The organism is Pradoshia eiseniae, assembly GCF_002946355.1.
Classification (GTDB): domain Bacteria; phylum Bacillota; class Bacilli; order Bacillales; family Pradoshiaceae; genus Pradoshia; species Pradoshia eiseniae.
On record NZ_PKOZ01000001.1, the window covers coordinates 64,913 to 82,278 of the forward strand.

Sequence of the window (17,366 nt, forward strand, 5' to 3'; positions counted from 1 at the left end):
GGGTGGAGCTTGGTAATCTATTCAATTAAAAAGCCGGCATCACGCAAGGAGTCGATCGCATGCTGCAATTGTTCATCTGTTTGTGCTTCGAGTGTATGTAAATGGATACCATTTGTCAGCTGTGACAAAAGGGCAGCATTCGTTGTCTTTAGCTTCATGATGAATTGCCGGACGTCACTGCGATTTGAGACCATGATGGATGCGGTGAGGTCGCCATAAAGCGGATGCTCAACCCTTACATCCTTGACAGTCACACCGCAATCAACGATGAGCTGCAGTTCCTTCTCGGTATCTTCTGGCAAATGCTCGCTTGCGATAATGATGCTCTTGGATTTCATCTTGCTCTCTTCGTTTTGAAGATATAAATAACCGTTTGGCGTAGCGATGATTGGGTGATTTCTCGCTTTAAGGAGTGTAATATCTCCTACGATGATCTGGCGGCTAACGGAGCAAAGCTTGGCAAGCTCGCCCCCCTTTATTGGTTTCGTTTCTTCCTTCAAAATGCTCACAAGATAGTCTCTGCGTTCTTCCGCGCTGTACTTCTTCTCCAAAAGTCCACTCCTCCTTATTTTCTTTTGGAAATTTATTTTCCTAGTTTGTCCTCATTGTAACATAGGGGTTTTTTCTCATAAATAGAAAGGGTGACGCATAAATTTTCTTGAAACATAATAGCAATCTGCCCAATCAATCATAGTATATACGGACATTGTGTAAGGAGGGATTAGGCGTGAAGATTCATATCGTCCAAAAAGGCGACTCATTATGGAAGATTGCTAAGAAGTATGGAGTGAATTTCGAACTGTTAAAGAAAACAAACTCACAGCTTAGCAATCCAGATATGCTTATGCCCGGAATGAAAATTAAAATACCTGAAACGAATTCTTCTCCCAAGAAAGAAATGGATACAAAGGTGAATTTCGGTGTTAAGGAAGCCCCTGTTCAACATATGACACAAGTTAAGCCTCAACCGTTGAAGCAGCCAGCCGCAAAAGAAATGCCGATCCAGTATAAAGAGAAGAAGGAAGCCGTCAAGGAAATGCCAAAAATGCCGTATATTGCACCGAAGGAGACAGTAAAGCCCGTCATACCGGAAATTGATATCAACAACTATTACCTAATGAATATGACAAAGATGGAAGTGCCGCCCCCGATGCCAATCTATAAAGAAAAGCCAAAGAAAGAGGAGCCGGTTATTCTGAAGGAACAACCAATCAAAGAAATGCCGAAAGTAGAGTCACCAGAGCCGATGCCAATGCCAATGCCGAAGCCAGTGCCAATGCCGGTGCCTCAGTATGAGTATTGCCAGCCTGTGGTTTCGTATTATAATCCTTGCTGTTATCCGTGGATGTATAATCCATGCTATCCATATCAGATGCCATATATGGCGCAGCCAATCACTTCCATGCCGATGTATACACCTATGATGAATACGCAATGCGTAGATTATACGGCCGAAAGTTTTCATTTTGACCATGAATCTATGGAGTACTCACCATACGGTCATGGACAAATGCAGCAAGGGCAAATGACTCAAGCTCAAATGGCGCAGCAAGGACAAATGACTCAAGCCCAAATGCCGCAACAAGGACAAATGATGCAAGGGCAAATGACTCAAGGGGCAATGCAGCAGCCATATCAGATGCCTTACCAGCCGGTTATGCCGACGTATGGATACGGCCAATATCAGCAGCCATATGGAATGGGGGTTCATGATGGAATGATGCATGGCCATCATGATTATGAATCGAGCAGTCATCATGACGGTGCTTACATGCCGTTTGATGGATACACGCCGCAATGCGGGTTTACTCCTTCCCAGCAAGTGAGCGGACAGGGAGCTTATTATCAGCCGATTACCCAGTCAAGCAAACAATATCCAGAAATGATGCAGCAGCAGAGCGCTCAAAGTTCAAATGTGCAACATCCATATGCGGCTCAACAGACGCCCTATCAAGAAGTGAGCGGTATGCAAGGAAGCGCTGAAAGCGTGCCGTTCTATAATCCCCATGCTTCACAAATGATTCCTCGTATTAATCCTGCAGCTTTTGATATGCCGGGAGCTGACGATGAAGAAAGCAGTGAGCAAGAAGGCCAATCATGAGCGGAAAACGTGCAGGAGGCACCCTTAAGGGCTGTCTCCTTTCTTATTTTAATCAATTGAACGTTTCCATCAGGAAGATGACTCAAATTAAGCCGGGATTAATGCTTGTTCAAACAGAAAAGGGCAGGCTGATTGTAGCAAAGCAATTCAAAAATGAGAGCAGTCTTTTAATGCAAATGGAATTCCTGACTTTCCTGAGAGAGGCTGGTTTCCATCGTTCCTACACATTCAGCGAAGCCTTTCCCCCTTTTGGTTATGCTGGGAGCAGCATTGGATTTCTGACCTACATCCAGCCACATGAAAAAGCCTTCAGCTACCGAAATAAGGAAGAGCGGCTGGAAGGACTCCTCCTGCTGAAAAAAATGCATGCCGCATCGAAGCGCGTCTCTCACCTCCTAAGCCATGTTCCTGACCAGCCCTTCAATCAAGTGGGCAAATGGAAAGAACGTCTGGCGGAATTTAAAAGCAATGAAACGATAATCAAGCCGTTCATACCGGAGGCTGTGTTTCAGGAATACGTTTCGATGGGGAAATGGGCACTTGAGGGGCTTTTGGGGGAGGAAATTGGAAATAGAGATGAACCCGTCATCATTCATGGCGACCTGGCCCATCATAACTTTTTAAGAAGGAACGACGGGAAGCTCTTCATGATCGACTTCGATTTAATGGCGAGGGCTCCTGCGATCATTGATGATCTTCAATACGCAAACAGGCTATTAGTCTATAATGGTTATTCTATAGAGGAAATCCTTGGGATGCTGCCTTTTCGTGAATATAGGCACCATCGTCATTTTATGATGGGTCTTGCTTATCCGACGGATATTTACCGTGAGTGGAACCGGGTGTGCCGGGAGAACTTGTGGACCGACCGGCGAAGGATGAAGTCTATGTACGACCACACACTCAATGATTTTCAGGAGAGAAGACGCTTTTTTAAGAAAATCAAACGTACTGTTGCCGGCCTGTAATAATTTTCTTGCATCCCGGACATACTAGTTCATGAGAGTAATTATGATGATGGGATGGGGTGTAAGAGGATGAGGTTACGCGGCTTTATTACAGCATGGTTATTGTTGTCTTTGTTTGGCATTCAAGGGACAGTAGGTCCTGTTCAAGATTTCGTGGCAAAGGCTGCGGTCAATCCATCCGTTGAGGTTGGCGAGCCGGTTCCGATTCAGCGGACAATCATCTTGCAGCGTGTCTATTTAGATGGAGAAATAAGCGAAGAAACGTTTGAAGAAACCATTATTTCAATGGATGATTTTTGGCGGAAATATGATAAATGGCTGCTAGTTGACCAGAATGACAGTCAGCTTGTATTCCAAACTTATGTGGACGATATCTCCCCTCTTTTAAAGGGTAATGGATATTTTGGAATCAAGGCAGATGGAACAATCAGCATCTTTAACGGCAAGCCTGTGAAAGACCAGGTCATTCAGTCGTTTTATCAAATTGACATGAAAAAGCTTGAATCGAGCCAGCAAACAGAGCTGTTGAAGGGTGTCAAAGTTGAGAACAAAGAACGCTATAAGCAGTTTTTGGAGGCTTATAAGCCCTATTCCATTTCGACGATGAAAACCTTGCACTAAAGAACCGAGACAAATTCCTTTTGATAAGGGGTTTGTCTTTTTTTTATCCTGCAGATGATGCCTGATGATAAAAATACAAACATTTGTGCTGAGTTGAGTGTGATGGATAAATAGAGTATGGTACAATGGTTTACAGTCGAAAAAGAGGAGAGGTCAAGTTGTACGATTTCATCAAAGGCAGGGTAGACTATGTCTGTCCTGAATATATAGTGATAGAAGCAAATGGGATTGGCTACCTGATTCAGGCACCTAATCCATTCGTGTTCTCCGGCGGGGATGAAGAGAAAAAGATATATGTCCATCATTATGTCAGAGAGGATGCGGTCGCACTTTATGGCTTTACGTCTCGTGAAGAGAAGAAGCTGTTTATGAAGCTATTGAATGTGACAGGAATTGGTCCGAAGGGTGCGCTCGCGGTGCTTGCGACCGGACGTGTTGACCAAGTCGTCGAGGCTATTGAAGCAGAGGATGAGAAGTTCCTCGTGAAGTTCCCGGGAATCGGGAAGAAAACAGCCAGACAAATGATCCTCGACTTGAAGGGCAAGCTTGATGATGTGGCGCCTGATGCCTTCCCGGATTTATTCTCTACCGAAGGCGGAAAAGAGATGAGCAGTTACAGCATGAAGAATCACGAGCTGGAAGAGGCTTTGCTGGCGCTTGAGGCATTAGGGTATTCAAGCAAGGAAATCAAGAAGGTTGTTGCACAGCTTGAGAAAGAAAAGAAAACAACCGAAGAGTACATTAAGGATGCCTTGCAGCTCATGCTGAAATAGGAGGTAAGAACATGGATGAGAGAATCATGGACATAGAAGCGCAAAACCAGGAAGAGGCTTTTGAGTTCAGTCTCAGACCGCAAAACCTAAACCAATATATCGGACAGGATAAGGTGAAGGAGAATTTGCGTGTTTTCATTGATGCCGCCAAGATGAGGGAGGAAGCCCTTGACCATGTCCTTTTATATGGGCCTCCAGGGCTCGGGAAAACAACGCTCGCCGCGATTATAGCCAATGAAATGGGTGTAGCTCTTCGAACAACCTCCGGACCTGCAATTGAACGGCCGGGTGACCTGGCTGCGATTTTGAGTGCACTCCAGCCGGGAGAGGTTCTTTTCATCGATGAGATTCACCGCTTGCCTAAATCCGTGGAGGAGGTTCTCTATCCGGCAATGGAAGACTTTTGTCTTGATATTGTTATTGGCAAAGGACCGGGTGCGAGATCAGTCCGAATTGATCTTCCCCCATTTACGCTGGTAGGTGCAACGACCAGAGCAGGCTCTGTTTCAGCGCCCCTTCGCGACCGCTTTGGGGTTGTATCCAGGCTGGAGTACTATACGGAAATTCAATTACGGGAAATCGTGAAACGAACTTCCCAGGTTCTGGATACAGAGATTGATGAGCATGCAGCAAGCGAGATTGCCCGCCGTTCGCGCGGAACGCCAAGGATTGCGAACCGCCTGCTAAGACGTGTCCGTGATTTTGCCCAAGTACGAGGAAATGGGAATATTGTTTTTGAACTGGCGGATTATGCACTTGAGCTCATGCAAGTCGATAAGGTTGGTTTGGATCAAATTGACCGGAAGCTGCTGCTTGGCATCATTGAAAAGTTTAAAGGCGGCCCTGTCGGACTTGATACGATTGCGGCAACCATCGGTGAGGAATCTGGAACAATAGAGGATGTATATGAGCCATATTTGATGCAGATAGGGTTTATGCAGAGGACACCAAGAGGACGTATTGTGACAGATCATGTATACAGGCATTTTAACATCGAGGTGCCAAATCCATGAATCAATTGCCAAAAACGATTATGATAATTGGTGTGGTTATTTTTGCTGTCGGATTTTTGATGCAGTTCATTAAGCTCGGCCGTTTGCCGGGTGACATCATCATCAAGAAGGAAAATACCACTTTTTACTTTCCGGTGATGACCTCAATCCTTGTCAGTGTCGTCTTATCGGGATTGCTATACATCATTGGAAGATTTAAATAAGTATTTGGAAATGGAAGTGTCATCATGAAAGTGGATTTATTTGATTTTCACTTGCCTGAGGAGCTTATCGCGCAAACCCCTCTTGAAAAAAGGGCAGAGAGCCGGTTAATGGTTCTTGATAAGCAAACAGGCAATTTGGAGCATACTAAGTTTAAAGAGATTACAAGCTTTTTGAAACCGGGGGACTGTCTTGTCCTGAATGATACGAAGGTGCTTCCTGCACGGCTTTACGGAACGAAGAAGGACACGGGGGCCAATATCGAACTGCTTCTTTTGAAACAAATTGAAGGCGATGTTTGGGAAACCTTGGCTAAGCCTGCGAAACGTATCCAAGTGGGTACTGAGGTTGTCTTCGGTGACGGTCAGTTAACCGCTGTTTGCGTTGGTGAGCTTGAGCATGGAGGGAGAGAGTTTGAGTTCCGCTATGATGGTATCTTCTACGAGGTGCTTGAGGAACTCGGTGAAATGCCGCTTCCTCCTTATATTAAGGAACGCCTTACAGAGCGCAGCCGTTATCAAACCGTTTATGCGCGTGAGGAAGGATCAGCAGCTGCCCCTACTGCAGGTCTTCACTTTACAGAGGAGCTTCTAGAGGAAATCAAGGCTATGGGTGTCCACATTGCTTTTATCACGCTTCATGTAGGCCTTGGGACGTTCCGTCCTGTATCTTCTGATACGATTGAGGGGCATGATATGCATGCGGAGTTCTATCAGATGAGCTCGGAGACAGCGGAGCTTCTGACTAAGGTAAGGGATGAGGGCGGCAAGATTTATTCCGTCGGCACGACATCCACAAGAACGCTTGAGACCATCACAAGGGATCATGACGGGAAGTTCGCTGAGGCGAGCGGATGGACAAATATTTTTATCTATCCAGGCTTTGAATTCAGGGCGATTGATGGAATGATTACCAATTTCCATCTTCCTAAGTCAACACTGATTATGCTGATCAGTGCGCTTGCAGGACGTGAGCATGTGCTTAACGCCTATGAAGTGGCCGTTAAAGAACACTATCGCTTCTTCAGCTTTGGCGATGCTATGTTTATTAAGTAAGATTTTTTGAGAGGAGTACAAAGATTGACAGCTATACGATATGAATTAATAAAGACATGTAAACAAACAGGAGCGAGACTTGGGCGTGTACACACGCCACATGGCTCCTTTGACACACCTGCGTTCATGCCTGTAGGCACGCTCGCGACGGTAAAAACGATGTCTCCTGAGGAATTAAAGGAGATGGGTGCGAACATCATTCTCGGCAACACGTATCATCTTTGGCTCCGTCCAGGTACGGAAGTCATTAAGGCAGCCGGCGGTTTGCACAAATTCATGAACTGGGACCGGGCTATTTTGACGGATTCAGGCGGATTCCAAGTGTTTAGCTTGAGTGAATTTAGAAAAATAGAGGAGGAAGGCGTACATTTCCGCAACCACCTCAATGGGGATAAGCTATTTCTTTCCCCTGAAAAAGCAATGGAGATTCAAAACATCCTTGGTTCGGACATTATGATGGCTTTTGATGAATGCCCTCCATATCCAGCTGAGTATGATTACATGAAAAAATCCGTTGAGCGGACATCAAGATGGGCAGAACGCTGCCTGAAGGCACATGCTCGTCCGCAAGATCAAGGACTGTTCGGTATCGTGCAAGGAGGAGAATATGAGGACCTTCGCCGCCAAAGTGCGGAAGATCTGGTATCCCTCGACTTCCCTGGATATGCCGTCGGCGGACTTAGTGTAGGGGAACCGAAGGATGTCATGAACCGTACGCTTGAATTCACTACACCGTATTTGCCAACTGATAAACCGCGTTACTTAATGGGTGTAGGGTCACCGGACTCCTTGATTGACGGAGCAATTCGCGGGATTGATATGTTTGACTGCGTACTTCCGACCCGTATCGCCCGTAATGGGACCTTAATGACCTCTGAAGGAAGATTGGTCGTTAAGAATGCCAAATATGCATTGGATTTCGGTCCGCTTGATCCGAATTGCGATTGCCATGTTTGTCAAAACTATTCACGTGCCTACATTCGCCATCTTATTAGATGTGACGAAACATTCGGAATACGCTTAACCTCTTACCATAACCTCTATTTTCTGTTAAAATTAATGGAACAAGTTCGACAAGCTATCATGGAGGACAGGCTTGGGGACTTCAGGGAAGAATTTTTTGAGAAATACGGATTCAATAAGCCGAATGCGAAAAACTTCTAACCTTTGATAAACAAGTTACAGAAAGGAGTGAAATAGAACATGGCATTTTCTCAATTCTTGCTGCCAATCATTCTTTTGGTGTTCTTCTACTTGGTATTAATTAGACCACAGCAAAAGCGTCAAAAAGAAACAGTCAAAATGCAAAATGAGCTTCAAAAAGGAGATAAGGTTGTTACTATCGGCGGTTTACACGGCACAGTGGATGCTGTTGACGCAGATAAAGTGATCCTTAAGAGTCCAGATGGTTCACGCTTAACGTTTGAAAAACGCAGCGTCAGCCAAGTGGTTCAGAAGAAAGAAGCAGCTGTAGCTGCTGACACAGCAACAGACAAATAATGAAAAAACCTAGTCCATTCTAATGGACTAGGTTTTTTTCGTATCTGGACCTCCGCTCAAGTTTACGCCAAGCACACCGCCCATCATCGCAGTAAGGATGAAGCAGGCATTATAGATGAGCTGCTTGGTTGTAAATAAGGAATCAAGACCAAGGTATTGATAGAGAAACACGATTAGCGTATAGATGAGCCCTGTTCCGCCCCCAAGGAGCCACCCTTGTTTTTTTCCTTTTCCGCCGGCAATAAAACCGCCGATAAAGAGGGTGAGGAAAGAGAGAACCATGATGATATACGTCAGGGAGGATTCTGCGACACTTGTGAATCGCAGGATTAGGGAGAAGAACAGGCTAAATACGGCAGCCATGATGAAAATGGTCACAACTCCATAAAGAATGGCTGAACCTAAATTTCTCGTTTCGATGAGAACCAGCTCCTTTTTAACCAAAAAAGTATGTCCTACCATTACTTTATTCAGCTCATGTGTATTTAGAATGGATTTTTAGTACAACCATTAATTAATGTGATTGATGAACTCTCTTTAGGCAAATACTATTACTTGCTATATTCAAAAAAGGGAGCGGTGAATGGATATGGATTTTCTCACCATTATTTGGAGAACTTTATTTCTATATGTCTTGATTTTTCTTGTATTTCGGATTATGGGAAAGCGGGAAATCGGGGAATTAAGCCTGCTAGATTTAGTTGTCTTTATCATGATTGCGGATATTGCGGTTATCGGTATTGAAAATTATGACGAGGCTGTCTTTAATGCCGTTTTGCCAATTAGCATTTTATTTATCATCCAAATGACTGTTGCTTATGCTTCTTTGAAGATTCCCTTTCTGCGGAAGGTTATTGATGGGGAGCCAACCGTGCTTATTCATAATGGAATAATCAACCAAAAGGCGATGAGAAAGCTTCGCTATAATCTTGAAGACTTATTGATGCAGCTTAGAGAGAATGGGGTAAGGAAGATCAGTGAGGTTGAATTTGGGATTGTTGAGGCGTCCGGGAAGCTTTCTGTTTATGAATTTACAGAGAATAGCATTATTAGTAAACCAAAGCCAGCACCGATTATAACCCTTATCCAGGATGGGAGAGTCATACAAGACAATCTCCATGGAATCGGTAAATCGGAAGGCTGGCTCATGGAAGAATTAAAGAGATCTGGGCATCCTGATATTAAGAGTGTATTTCTATGCAGTCTCGAGGATAATCATTTACGTATTTATAAAAAAGAATAACCGAACTATTTAAAGGGTGTTAAAGGGGCAAGGAGGGGCCCGATGATTGGAATTCTTCGGATTTCATCCCTGCGGACAATCCCTGTTACCATGCTGCCGGCCAAAAAGATGCCGCCCATAGCAGCTGCTGAGATGAGAATGCGATTCATGGCAGGTACATCTGTTAGCCAGTTGAAATACAGCATATGGCCAAGGATTCCGGTAAAGACCATCACGAGGAGTGCCATCAAATATTCATGCAGGTATATGGTTAAGCTGATTTTTTTCATGACGGATGCGAAGTGAAGCATGGTCACAAGTACTGTGCTGACGCATATGGCAATGGCCGCGCCCATGATGCCAAAGGATGGCTGGGCAACGAGTGTTATAATCAAAATGATTTTCGTCAATGAACCGATGATACTGTTAAACATGGCTGCTTTGGCCATATTCAACGCCTGCAGGGTTGAACTTAATGGACCCTGATAGAAAAAGAAGATAAAGAAGGGAGCCATGAACCGGACATATACACCTGCATGCTCATTATGATAAACCGCCTCCATAATTGGATAGGCCAAAACAAATAAAATGACCACTGCAAGCGTCCCGCTCAGGAAAGAGAGGCGAAGGGACTGCTGGATGCGATGGACCACCTGCTTAATATTCCCTTTTGAATACGCCTCACTGACGGCTGGTACGAGTGACACACCAAGAGAAATGGTGATGAAGGAAGGGAGCATCAACAGAGGCACGGCATAGCCCGCGAGTTCCCCATATTGGGCTGTAGCAACCCCTGTGGCGACACCGGCAGCAGCAAGGCTTCTGGCAACGACAATCGGTTCGATAAACCATGTAATGGATCCCACCATCCGGCTTCCTGTTGCAGGGATGGAGATAGACAGCAATTCCATCAGCGTATCTTTGCCATTGGCCGCATAGTGCATAAATTTCCTACGAAGTCGAAATGGTTTTTTTACTTTAAACATCAACATCAAATAAAGAAGTGATGCCAGCTCTCCAATCACGGAAGCAATCATGGCACCAGCTGCAGCATATTCAATGCCATATGGCAAAAATGCTTTTGTTAATGCGGCAATCATGGAGATGCGCACGACTTGTTCAACCACCATGGAAATTGCATGGGGCTTCATATTCTGTCTGCCTTGAAAATATCCCCGCAAAACTGCAGAAATGGCTGCAATCGGAATGATCGGGATTATGGCAATCAAAGGAAGATACGTCCTTGAATCTGTAAAAACATGAGTTGAAAGGTAAGGAGCGAGCAAGAAAAGAATAGGGGTAAAGATAATCGATAAGCCTCCGGTAACAGATAAGGCAACGACAAGTATTTTCTTCGTTTTTTGGTGGTCTCCTCGAGCGGTCGCTTCTGCCACGAATTTTGAGATGGCGATTGGCATGCCAAGCTGAACAGCGGCAATGACAAGAAATAAGGAAGGCAATGCCATCATATATAATCCAACGCCTTCTTCCCCTATGTAGCGGGCAATGACGATCCGGTTTAAAAAACCGAGTGCTCTCGTAATCAGGCCTGCTATCATCAAGATGACAGTACCTCTTATAAAACTAGACATTCATTTCCCCACCTTCTCAAAAGAGCTTCAATCCTTTACAATTAATCTATATGCAGCCGAGTGGGCCAACCATGACAAGCTTCAAGGATTTAGTGAAAAATACATACTATATTTAGCTTGGGGGATGAAGATTGTGGAAGATAAACACCCATATGAGAAATACCGTCAAGAAATGTACCCTGCGCTCAAAAGCAAGCAGGATGAGTTCAACTTGCTTGGTTATCCGGATATTACGGAGGAGGATATTTGGAACTACCTGATTCAGAAAAAATGGAAAAAGGCGAATGCAGATGCGCGGCCATATGAAATTATCCAAGACATTATGAGGGTGAAGGTATCAGATTATATGCTTTTTGCCACTACAACGGCCATGGTAGAAGGAGAAAATATGAAAAAGGATATTGCTGCGGGGCTTGAGGAGTTTAAGGACTTATTCTCTTGATAAGCCTGTTTTGTCTATGGACGGTCAACCATATGTGTTCGGAATTTTGCGCCAATGGCACGAAATATTTCCATATATTGTGGATTCAAATTGACACTGAACACGCAATCTTTCATAATAAGAACGTTATAGGAAACCAATCTTTTTGATTGAATCAACTAGGCACATGTTTTACCAAGCATAGCGTCCTTTTATGCTGCTTCAATCGGAAAATTTCAATTAGGAGGCTAATTTACATAATGGTAAAAAGAAGCAGAATAGTTGCTTTCTTGCTCATTGTTCTCGTATTAGGCGGAACGATGCTTGGAACGACAGAAAATGTGATGAAGAATATAAAACTGGGCCTCGATCTGCAGGGCGGCTTCGAAGTGTTGTACAAGGTAGAGCCTCTTAAAGAAGGCCAGAAAATTGATAATGATACGATGTCAGCAACTGCTAGCGCGCTCGACCGCCGGATTAATGTTCTTGGCGTAAGTGAGCCATCCATTTCCATTGAGGATGATAATCGGATCCGTGTTCAGCTTGCTGGTGTAGCGGATCAGGAAAATGCTCGTGAAATTCTATCCACCTCTGCCAATCTGACCTTCCGTGATGTTAATGATAAAATCATGCTTGATGGAAGCGATTTAGAAGAGGGCGGAGCAAGCCAAAGCTATGATGAGACGAATCAGCCTGTAGTTTCTGTTAAGCTGAAGGACGGGAAGAAGTTCGGCGAGGTTACGAAGGAAATTCTGGCAATGGCCCCAAATAATCAGCTCGTAATCTGGCTTGATTTTGAAGAAGGTAAGGATTCCTATGAAGCGGAAGTTGCAAAGGAAAATCCGAAATTCATTTCTGCTCCTAACGTGAACTATCAGATTAATTCAGATGAGGTCATGATATCTGGAAACTTCACGGTTGAAGAAGCGAAGGAGCTTGCCTCAGTCCTGAATGCAGGAGCACTGCCGGTTCAGCTTGAAGAGATATACTCTACGTCTGTCGGCGCATCCTTCGGGGAAGAAGCGCTCAACAGTACATTATTTGCCGGTATGATTGGTATTTTAGCCATCTTCCTGTTTATGATTTTATATTATCGACTGCCGGGTGTCGTGGCAGTTGTCACGCTATCAGCGTATGTTTATTTGATTATTCTCGTCTATGACTGGATGAATGCTGTTTTAACATTGCCGGGTATTGCTGCCCTCATTCTTGGGGTGGGGATGGCCGTCGATGCGAATATTATTACCAACGAACGGATTCGAGATGAGATTAAGAAGGGCCGGACAATTAAGGCGGCGTTCAAGGAAGGAAACAAAAACTCCTTATCCACCATCTTTGATGCCAATTTAACGACCTTACTGGCCGCAGCTGTCTTGTTCATCTATGGGACAAGCTCAGTTAAGGGCTTTGCGACAAGCTTGATTGTCAGTATTTTAGTGAGCTTCATCACGGCTGTTTATGGCACGCGTCTCATTATGGGGCTTTGGGTAAACAGTAATCTTCTAGATACCCGACCAGGCTGGTTTGGCGTTAAGAAGAAAGATATTCATGATTTAGATGAGTTTAAGAAGGACAAATATTTGCCGACGCGATTTGATAAATGGGATTTCGTCAAACCAGCAAAGAAATTCTTTATCTTCTCTATTGTTCTGACGTTAATCGGTATTGGATCTTTATTTGTGAGAAGCATGAATTTAGGCATAGACTTCTCAAGCGGATCGAGAATCCAGATTACATCAGATGAAAAGATTTCTGTTGATGAAATCAATAGCGATCTTGAGAAGAATGGTATTGTTGCTCAGGATGTTGTCTTGACAGGCAATGAGGATAAATCCGTCGTTGTCAGGACAAAACAGGTATTTAATAAAGACGAAATTGCGGAACTTGGCACCTACTTCGAAGAAAAATATGCCCATAATCCAAATGTAAATACGGTCTCTCCGACCATCGGGAAAGAATTGGCTAAAAATGCTTTGATTGCGACTGCAATCGCCTCAATCGGCATCGTTATCTATGCGAGCATCCGTTTCGAATGGAGAATGGCCCTGCCGTCTGTGCTGGCGCTCTTGCATGATGCCTTTATGATTATTACAATCTTCAGCTTGTTCCAAATAGAAGTAGATTTAACCTTCATCGCAGCCGTGCTGACGATTATCGGTTACTCTATCAACGATACGATCGTTACCTTTGACCGTATCCGTGAAAATATGCGCCTGAAAAAGCGTATTAAGACACAGGCAGAACTGAACGAAATCGTTAATATCAGTATTCGGCAAACTTTGGTTCGCTCTTTCAACACGGTCATCACAGTTCTGGTCGTTGTTATCGCCATGATGATCTTTGGCAGCGAATCCATTTGGAATTTCAACCTTGCCTTACTGATTGGCCTTATTACTGGCATGTATTCCTCTGTCTTGATTGCATCCCCATTGTACGCTATTTTAAAAGGCAGGGAACTGAAGAAAAAAGGAACATTGAAAACTTACAAAGAAAAAAGAGCTTCATCCGACCAGCCGCAAGTATAAGGATGAAGTGTACTAATGGCAGTCCGATCAATCGGGCTGCCTTTTTTCATCCGCCAGGTACATGTCTATTTATTCGCTGTTAAGGGAATAGATTAATACCGATTAATTTCTCGAAGCGGGAAGGGGTGTGTGGAATGAGGAAACTGCAATGGTTCGTTATACTCGGCATTGTATTTACGGTAATAGTAGCAGTCTTTGCAGTTGCAAACGTGGAGGATGTCGCAGTTAATTATGTTTTCGGAACGGCGCATTGGCCGCTTATCCTGGTCATACTTGGTTCTGTTGTAATGGGGGGCGCAATCGTTGGTTCGGCACTTGCGGTCAGGATTCTTCACTTGACGAAAGAACTGAAAAAGCATGGTAAGGAACCGGTCCGTGAAGAAGGTCAGTATGACTAAGAAGAAAATTTTGTGCTTCCTGGATTGAACCTTTGACATTATTTTTTTATAATAGGTAAGTCAGAGGGGTGACGTAATGTTACAATCAAAAACGAGATGGCTATTAAAAAAAGCTGATGAAACGATTATCAATACATTAATGAATGAGCTCAATCAGCCGCGGATTGTGGCTGCGCTTTTGGTCAACAGAGGTATAAAGACCGTAGATGCTGCACGGTCTTTTTTATATGCTGCAGAACAGGATTTCTATGATCCGTTTCTTCTATCCGGCATGGAAGAGGCCGTAAAGAGGATTGTCAAGGCAGTCAAGAATGATGAAAAAATCACGATATACGGGGATTATGATGCCGATGGCGTCAGCAGCACGACCGTTTTGAAGCTTGCCTTGAACCAGCTTGGTGCAGAGCAGGTTGATTGGTATATTCCCAATCGCTTTACAGAAGGGTATGGACCAAACAAGGATGCCTTCCGGAAAATCAAAGAAATGGGAACTTCCCTTTTGATAACGGTTGACTGCGGAATCTCTGCCATTGAGGAAGCGCAATTAGCGAAGGAACTTGGCATGGACTACATTGTAACGGACCACCATGAACCAGGACCGGTTTTACCTGAGGCGTTGGCAATTCTGCATCCGAAAAAGCCTGGAGAGACATATCCGTTTTCTGAGCTTGCTGGAGCTGGAGTAGCGATGAAGCTAGCACATGCCCTTTTAGGTGAGCTCCCTGAGGAGTTGATAGGCATTGCAGCGATTGGAACGATTGCTGACCTTGTTCCGCTTCATGATGAGAATCGACTTATTGCTTTAAGAGGCTTGCGGGCATTAAAGAAGACGAAAAGGCCTGGATTGCTTGCCTTATATAAAAAGGCAGGTATCACCATGGATAGCTTTAACGAGGATTCGATTGGTTTTGGTATTGCTCCAAGAATTAATGCAGTCGGCCGCCTAGAAGATGCAGACCCGGCTGTTGAGCTCCTGCTTACTAATGACCAGGAAGAAGCAGAGCGGATTGCAGAGGAAATAGATTTCTTGAATAAGGAACGCCAATCCATCGTGAAGGAAATTACCAATGAAGCGATTGCTGAGGTGGAGAGCCGCTTCCCTCCTGAGGAATTTCCCGTTCTTGTGATTGCGAAGGAAGGGTGGAACCCGGGGGTTGTTGGAATTGTTGCCAGCAAGCTCGTGGAAAAATATTATCGTCCGACCATCATATTGAGTATTGACCGGGAAAAAGGGATGGCTAAAGGGTCTGCCAGAAGCATTCCAGGATTTGATCTTTTTCAGAATTTATCATTAAACCGGGAACTCCTCCCTCATTTTGGCGGGCATCCAATGGCAGCAGGAATGACGCTTCGCACGGAGGATGTGGATGAGCTTCGCTTACGTCTTTGCAGGCAAGCCAAGGAAGTTCTTACGGAGGAAGATTTCCAGCCCGTAACGGAAATAGATGGGGTCATCTCCATCGAGGAGATTTCCTTGGCGCTGATCGGCCAAATGGGAGGATTGGCTCCTTATGGTATGCAGAATCCGAAGCCGCGCATCCTGATTGAAGGGGCAAGCGTGGCAAGCATGCGAAAAATTGGAGCGGATAAAACGCATTTAAAGCTTGCTCTTGAAGAAAATGGTGTACAATTAGATAGTATCGGCTTCGGTCTAGGGGAAGTCTGTGATCATTTATCTCCTTATGCGAGGGTATCAGCCATTGGAGAATTGGCGATAAATGAATGGAATAATTTGAAGAAGCCTCAATTGTTCCTTCAAGATCTTTCTGTTACGGATTGGCAGCTGTTCGATTGCCGCGGAAATGCAAAAACAGCTATCAACCCAGCATCTATACCTGAAAAACGCAAGATCATTCTTTTCAGCGAGGAGAGCAGAGCTTTACTTGCACAGGAGGATGAAGGTATTTTCATCGAGAATGCGGATGCGGCTAAGGCAGAGGAGCTTGATGGATTTAATATCGCCCTAATGGACCTTCCGCATGAAAAAGGTATAATTGAGTCACTTTTTGAGGGCAAAGCTCCGGCGAGGGTATATCTTTACTTCCGAAACGGCGGGGATGATTACTTTAAAGCGTTTCCTACGAGGGAGCAGTTTAAATGGTATTATGCGATGCTGCTGAAAAAAGGACCGATGGATTACAAAGATATGGCTGAACGGATCACTCATTTCAAGGGCTGGCCAAAAGATACAATCGATTTTATGACAAAGGTGTTTTTTGAGCTGGAATTTGTTACAATAAGAAACGGACTTATTAGTTTAGAGAAGAATAGCCCGAAGAGGGATCTAACAGAGTCCAAAGCCTATCAAGCACGAAAAGCACGAATAGAATTGGAGCAGGAATTATTGTATGCCCCATCCAATCAACTATACCAATACTTCAACCAACAGATTGGATCTCGTGATGATTACAAGGAGGAAACAAAGCAATGGATTTAAAGAATTATATAGAAATCGTAGAGGACTGGCCAAAACCAGGTATCAAATTTAAGGATATTACTCCTCTTATGGCAAATGGCGCCGCTTATAAAGATGCGACAGATAAGATTGTCGAATTTGCCAAAGAAAAAGAAATCGATATTATTGTTGGACCGGAAGCTCGCGGATTCATCATCGGATGCCCAGTTGCCTATGCAATGGGGATTGGCTTTGCTCCTGTTCGGAAGGAAGGAAAGCTTCCAAGGGAAACAATCAAGGTACAATATGGTTTGGAGTATGGAAAAGATGTCCTGACCATCCATAAAGATGCCATTAAACCTGGGCAGCGTGTGCTGATTACAGATGACCTTCTTGCAACAGGCGGTACAATGGATGCGACAATCCAGCTCGTTGAACAGCTTGGCGGTGTCGTAGCAGGTCTGGCATTCCTGGTTGAGTTGACGTATCTTGAGGGCCGTGAAAAGCTTGAAGGCTATGATATCCTCACATTAATGGAATATTAAGCATATATTAACAGGCGTTCTCGCGATAGAACGCCT

The 17,366-nt window shown here is 44.4% G+C and carries 18 protein-coding genes; 15 read left to right on the top strand and 3 right to left on the bottom strand.

Features of this window, described 5'->3' with window-relative positions; genetic code table 11:
* Positions 1-17 precede the first annotated feature (17 nt).
* Positions 18-551, bottom strand: coding sequence for a transcription repressor NadR (locus tag CYL18_RS00305; RefSeq protein ID WP_104847477.1), 534 nt, complete (start codon positions 549-551; stop codon positions 18-20).
* Between the two features lie 176 nt (positions 552-727).
* Between CYL18_RS00305 and safA the strand changes: the two genes are divergently transcribed.
* The 9 genes from safA to yajC all read left to right on the top strand — a co-directional run bounded on the left by safA (position 728) and on the right by yajC (position 8,232).
* Positions 728-2,101, top strand: coding sequence for a SafA/ExsA family spore coat assembly protein (safA, locus tag CYL18_RS00310; RefSeq protein ID WP_104847478.1), 1,374 nt, complete (start codon positions 728-730; stop codon positions 2,099-2,101).
* Positions 2,098-3,069 (top strand): phosphotransferase, encoded by a 972-nt coding sequence (locus CYL18_RS00315; protein WP_104847479.1) that lies wholly within the window; start codon positions 2,098-2,100, stop codon positions 3,067-3,069. The genes safA and CYL18_RS00315 overlap by 4 nt, the downstream gene beginning before the upstream one ends.
* Before the next feature lie 69 nt (positions 3,070-3,138).
* Positions 3,139-3,690, top strand: coding sequence for an intercompartmental signaling factor BofC (locus CYL18_RS00320; protein ID WP_104847480.1), 552 nt, complete (start codon positions 3,139-3,141; stop codon positions 3,688-3,690).
* A gap of 158 nt (positions 3,691-3,848) precedes the next feature.
* Complete coding sequence (gene ruvA / locus CYL18_RS00325) at positions 3,849-4,463, top strand: Holliday junction branch migration protein RuvA (RefSeq protein WP_104847481.1); 615 nt, start codon at positions 3,849-3,851, stop codon at positions 4,461-4,463.
* Between the two features lie 11 nt (positions 4,464-4,474).
* Positions 4,475-5,476, top strand: coding sequence for a Holliday junction branch migration DNA helicase RuvB (gene ruvB, locus CYL18_RS00330; RefSeq protein ID WP_104847482.1), 1,002 nt, complete (start codon positions 4,475-4,477; stop codon positions 5,474-5,476).
* Positions 5,473-5,679, top strand: coding sequence for a DUF2905 domain-containing protein (locus CYL18_RS00335; protein ID WP_104847483.1), 207 nt, complete (start codon positions 5,473-5,475; stop codon positions 5,677-5,679). The genes ruvB and CYL18_RS00335 overlap by 4 nt, the downstream gene beginning before the upstream one ends.
* Positions 5,680-5,703: 24 nt before the next feature.
* Positions 5,704-6,732: a tRNA preQ1(34) S-adenosylmethionine ribosyltransferase-isomerase QueA gene (queA, locus tag CYL18_RS00340; protein ID WP_104847484.1), complete on the top strand. Its 1,029-nt coding sequence runs from the start codon at positions 5,704-5,706 to the stop codon at positions 6,730-6,732.
* Between the two features lie 24 nt (positions 6,733-6,756).
* Positions 6,757-7,896: a tRNA guanosine(34) transglycosylase Tgt gene (tgt, locus tag CYL18_RS00345; RefSeq protein WP_104847485.1), complete on the top strand. Its 1,140-nt coding sequence runs from the start codon at positions 6,757-6,759 to the stop codon at positions 7,894-7,896.
* Between the two features lie 39 nt (positions 7,897-7,935).
* Positions 7,936-8,232, top strand: a complete 297-nt coding sequence (gene yajC, locus CYL18_RS00350) for a preprotein translocase subunit YajC (protein WP_104847486.1) — start codon at positions 7,936-7,938, stop codon at positions 8,230-8,232.
* A 27-nt stretch (positions 8,233-8,259) separates the two neighbouring features.
* Here the strand turns inward: yajC and CYL18_RS00355 are convergent, their stop codons facing one another.
* A complete protein-coding gene (locus tag CYL18_RS00355; RefSeq protein WP_104847487.1) occupies positions 8,260-8,694 on the bottom strand; it encodes a TIGR04086 family membrane protein in 435 nt (144 codons plus the stop codon).
* A gap of 121 nt (positions 8,695-8,815) precedes the next feature.
* Between CYL18_RS00355 and CYL18_RS00360 the strand changes: the two genes are divergently transcribed.
* Positions 8,816-9,475, top strand: coding sequence for a DUF421 domain-containing protein (locus tag CYL18_RS00360; RefSeq protein WP_104847488.1), 660 nt, complete (start codon positions 8,816-8,818; stop codon positions 9,473-9,475).
* A gap of 5 nt (positions 9,476-9,480) precedes the next feature.
* Here CYL18_RS00360 and spoVB read toward each other — a convergent pair whose 3' ends face one another.
* Positions 9,481-11,046, bottom strand: coding sequence for a stage V sporulation protein B (gene spoVB, locus CYL18_RS00365; protein WP_104847489.1), 1,566 nt, complete (start codon positions 11,044-11,046; stop codon positions 9,481-9,483).
* A 133-nt stretch (positions 11,047-11,179) separates the two neighbouring features.
* Here spoVB and CYL18_RS19145 point away from each other — a divergent pair, with 133 nt between their 5' ends.
* From CYL18_RS19145 to CYL18_RS00390, 5 genes are all read left to right on the top strand, one after another.
* Complete coding sequence (locus CYL18_RS19145) at positions 11,180-11,488, top strand: post-transcriptional regulator (RefSeq protein ID WP_161497047.1); 309 nt, start codon at positions 11,180-11,182, stop codon at positions 11,486-11,488.
* Positions 11,489-11,727: 239 nt separating this feature from the next.
* Complete coding sequence (gene secDF / locus CYL18_RS00375; protein WP_104847491.1) at positions 11,728-13,992, top strand: protein translocase subunit SecDF; 2,265 nt, start codon at positions 11,728-11,730, stop codon at positions 13,990-13,992.
* A 134-nt stretch (positions 13,993-14,126) separates the two neighbouring features.
* Positions 14,127-14,390 carry a LapA family protein gene (locus tag CYL18_RS00380; protein WP_104847492.1) on the top strand — a complete coding sequence of 88 codons (264 nt, stop codon included), beginning with the start codon at positions 14,127-14,129 and terminating at the stop codon, positions 14,388-14,390.
* Positions 14,391-14,466: 76 nt separating this feature from the next.
* A complete protein-coding gene (recJ, locus tag CYL18_RS00385; protein ID WP_104847493.1) occupies positions 14,467-16,827 on the top strand; it encodes a single-stranded-DNA-specific exonuclease RecJ in 2,361 nt (786 codons plus the stop codon).
* Positions 16,818-17,330: an adenine phosphoribosyltransferase gene (locus CYL18_RS00390; RefSeq protein WP_104847494.1), complete on the top strand. Its 513-nt coding sequence runs from the start codon at positions 16,818-16,820 to the stop codon at positions 17,328-17,330. Before recJ ends, CYL18_RS00390 begins: the two co-directional genes overlap by 10 nt.
* Positions 17,331-17,366: the final 36 nt, after the last annotated feature.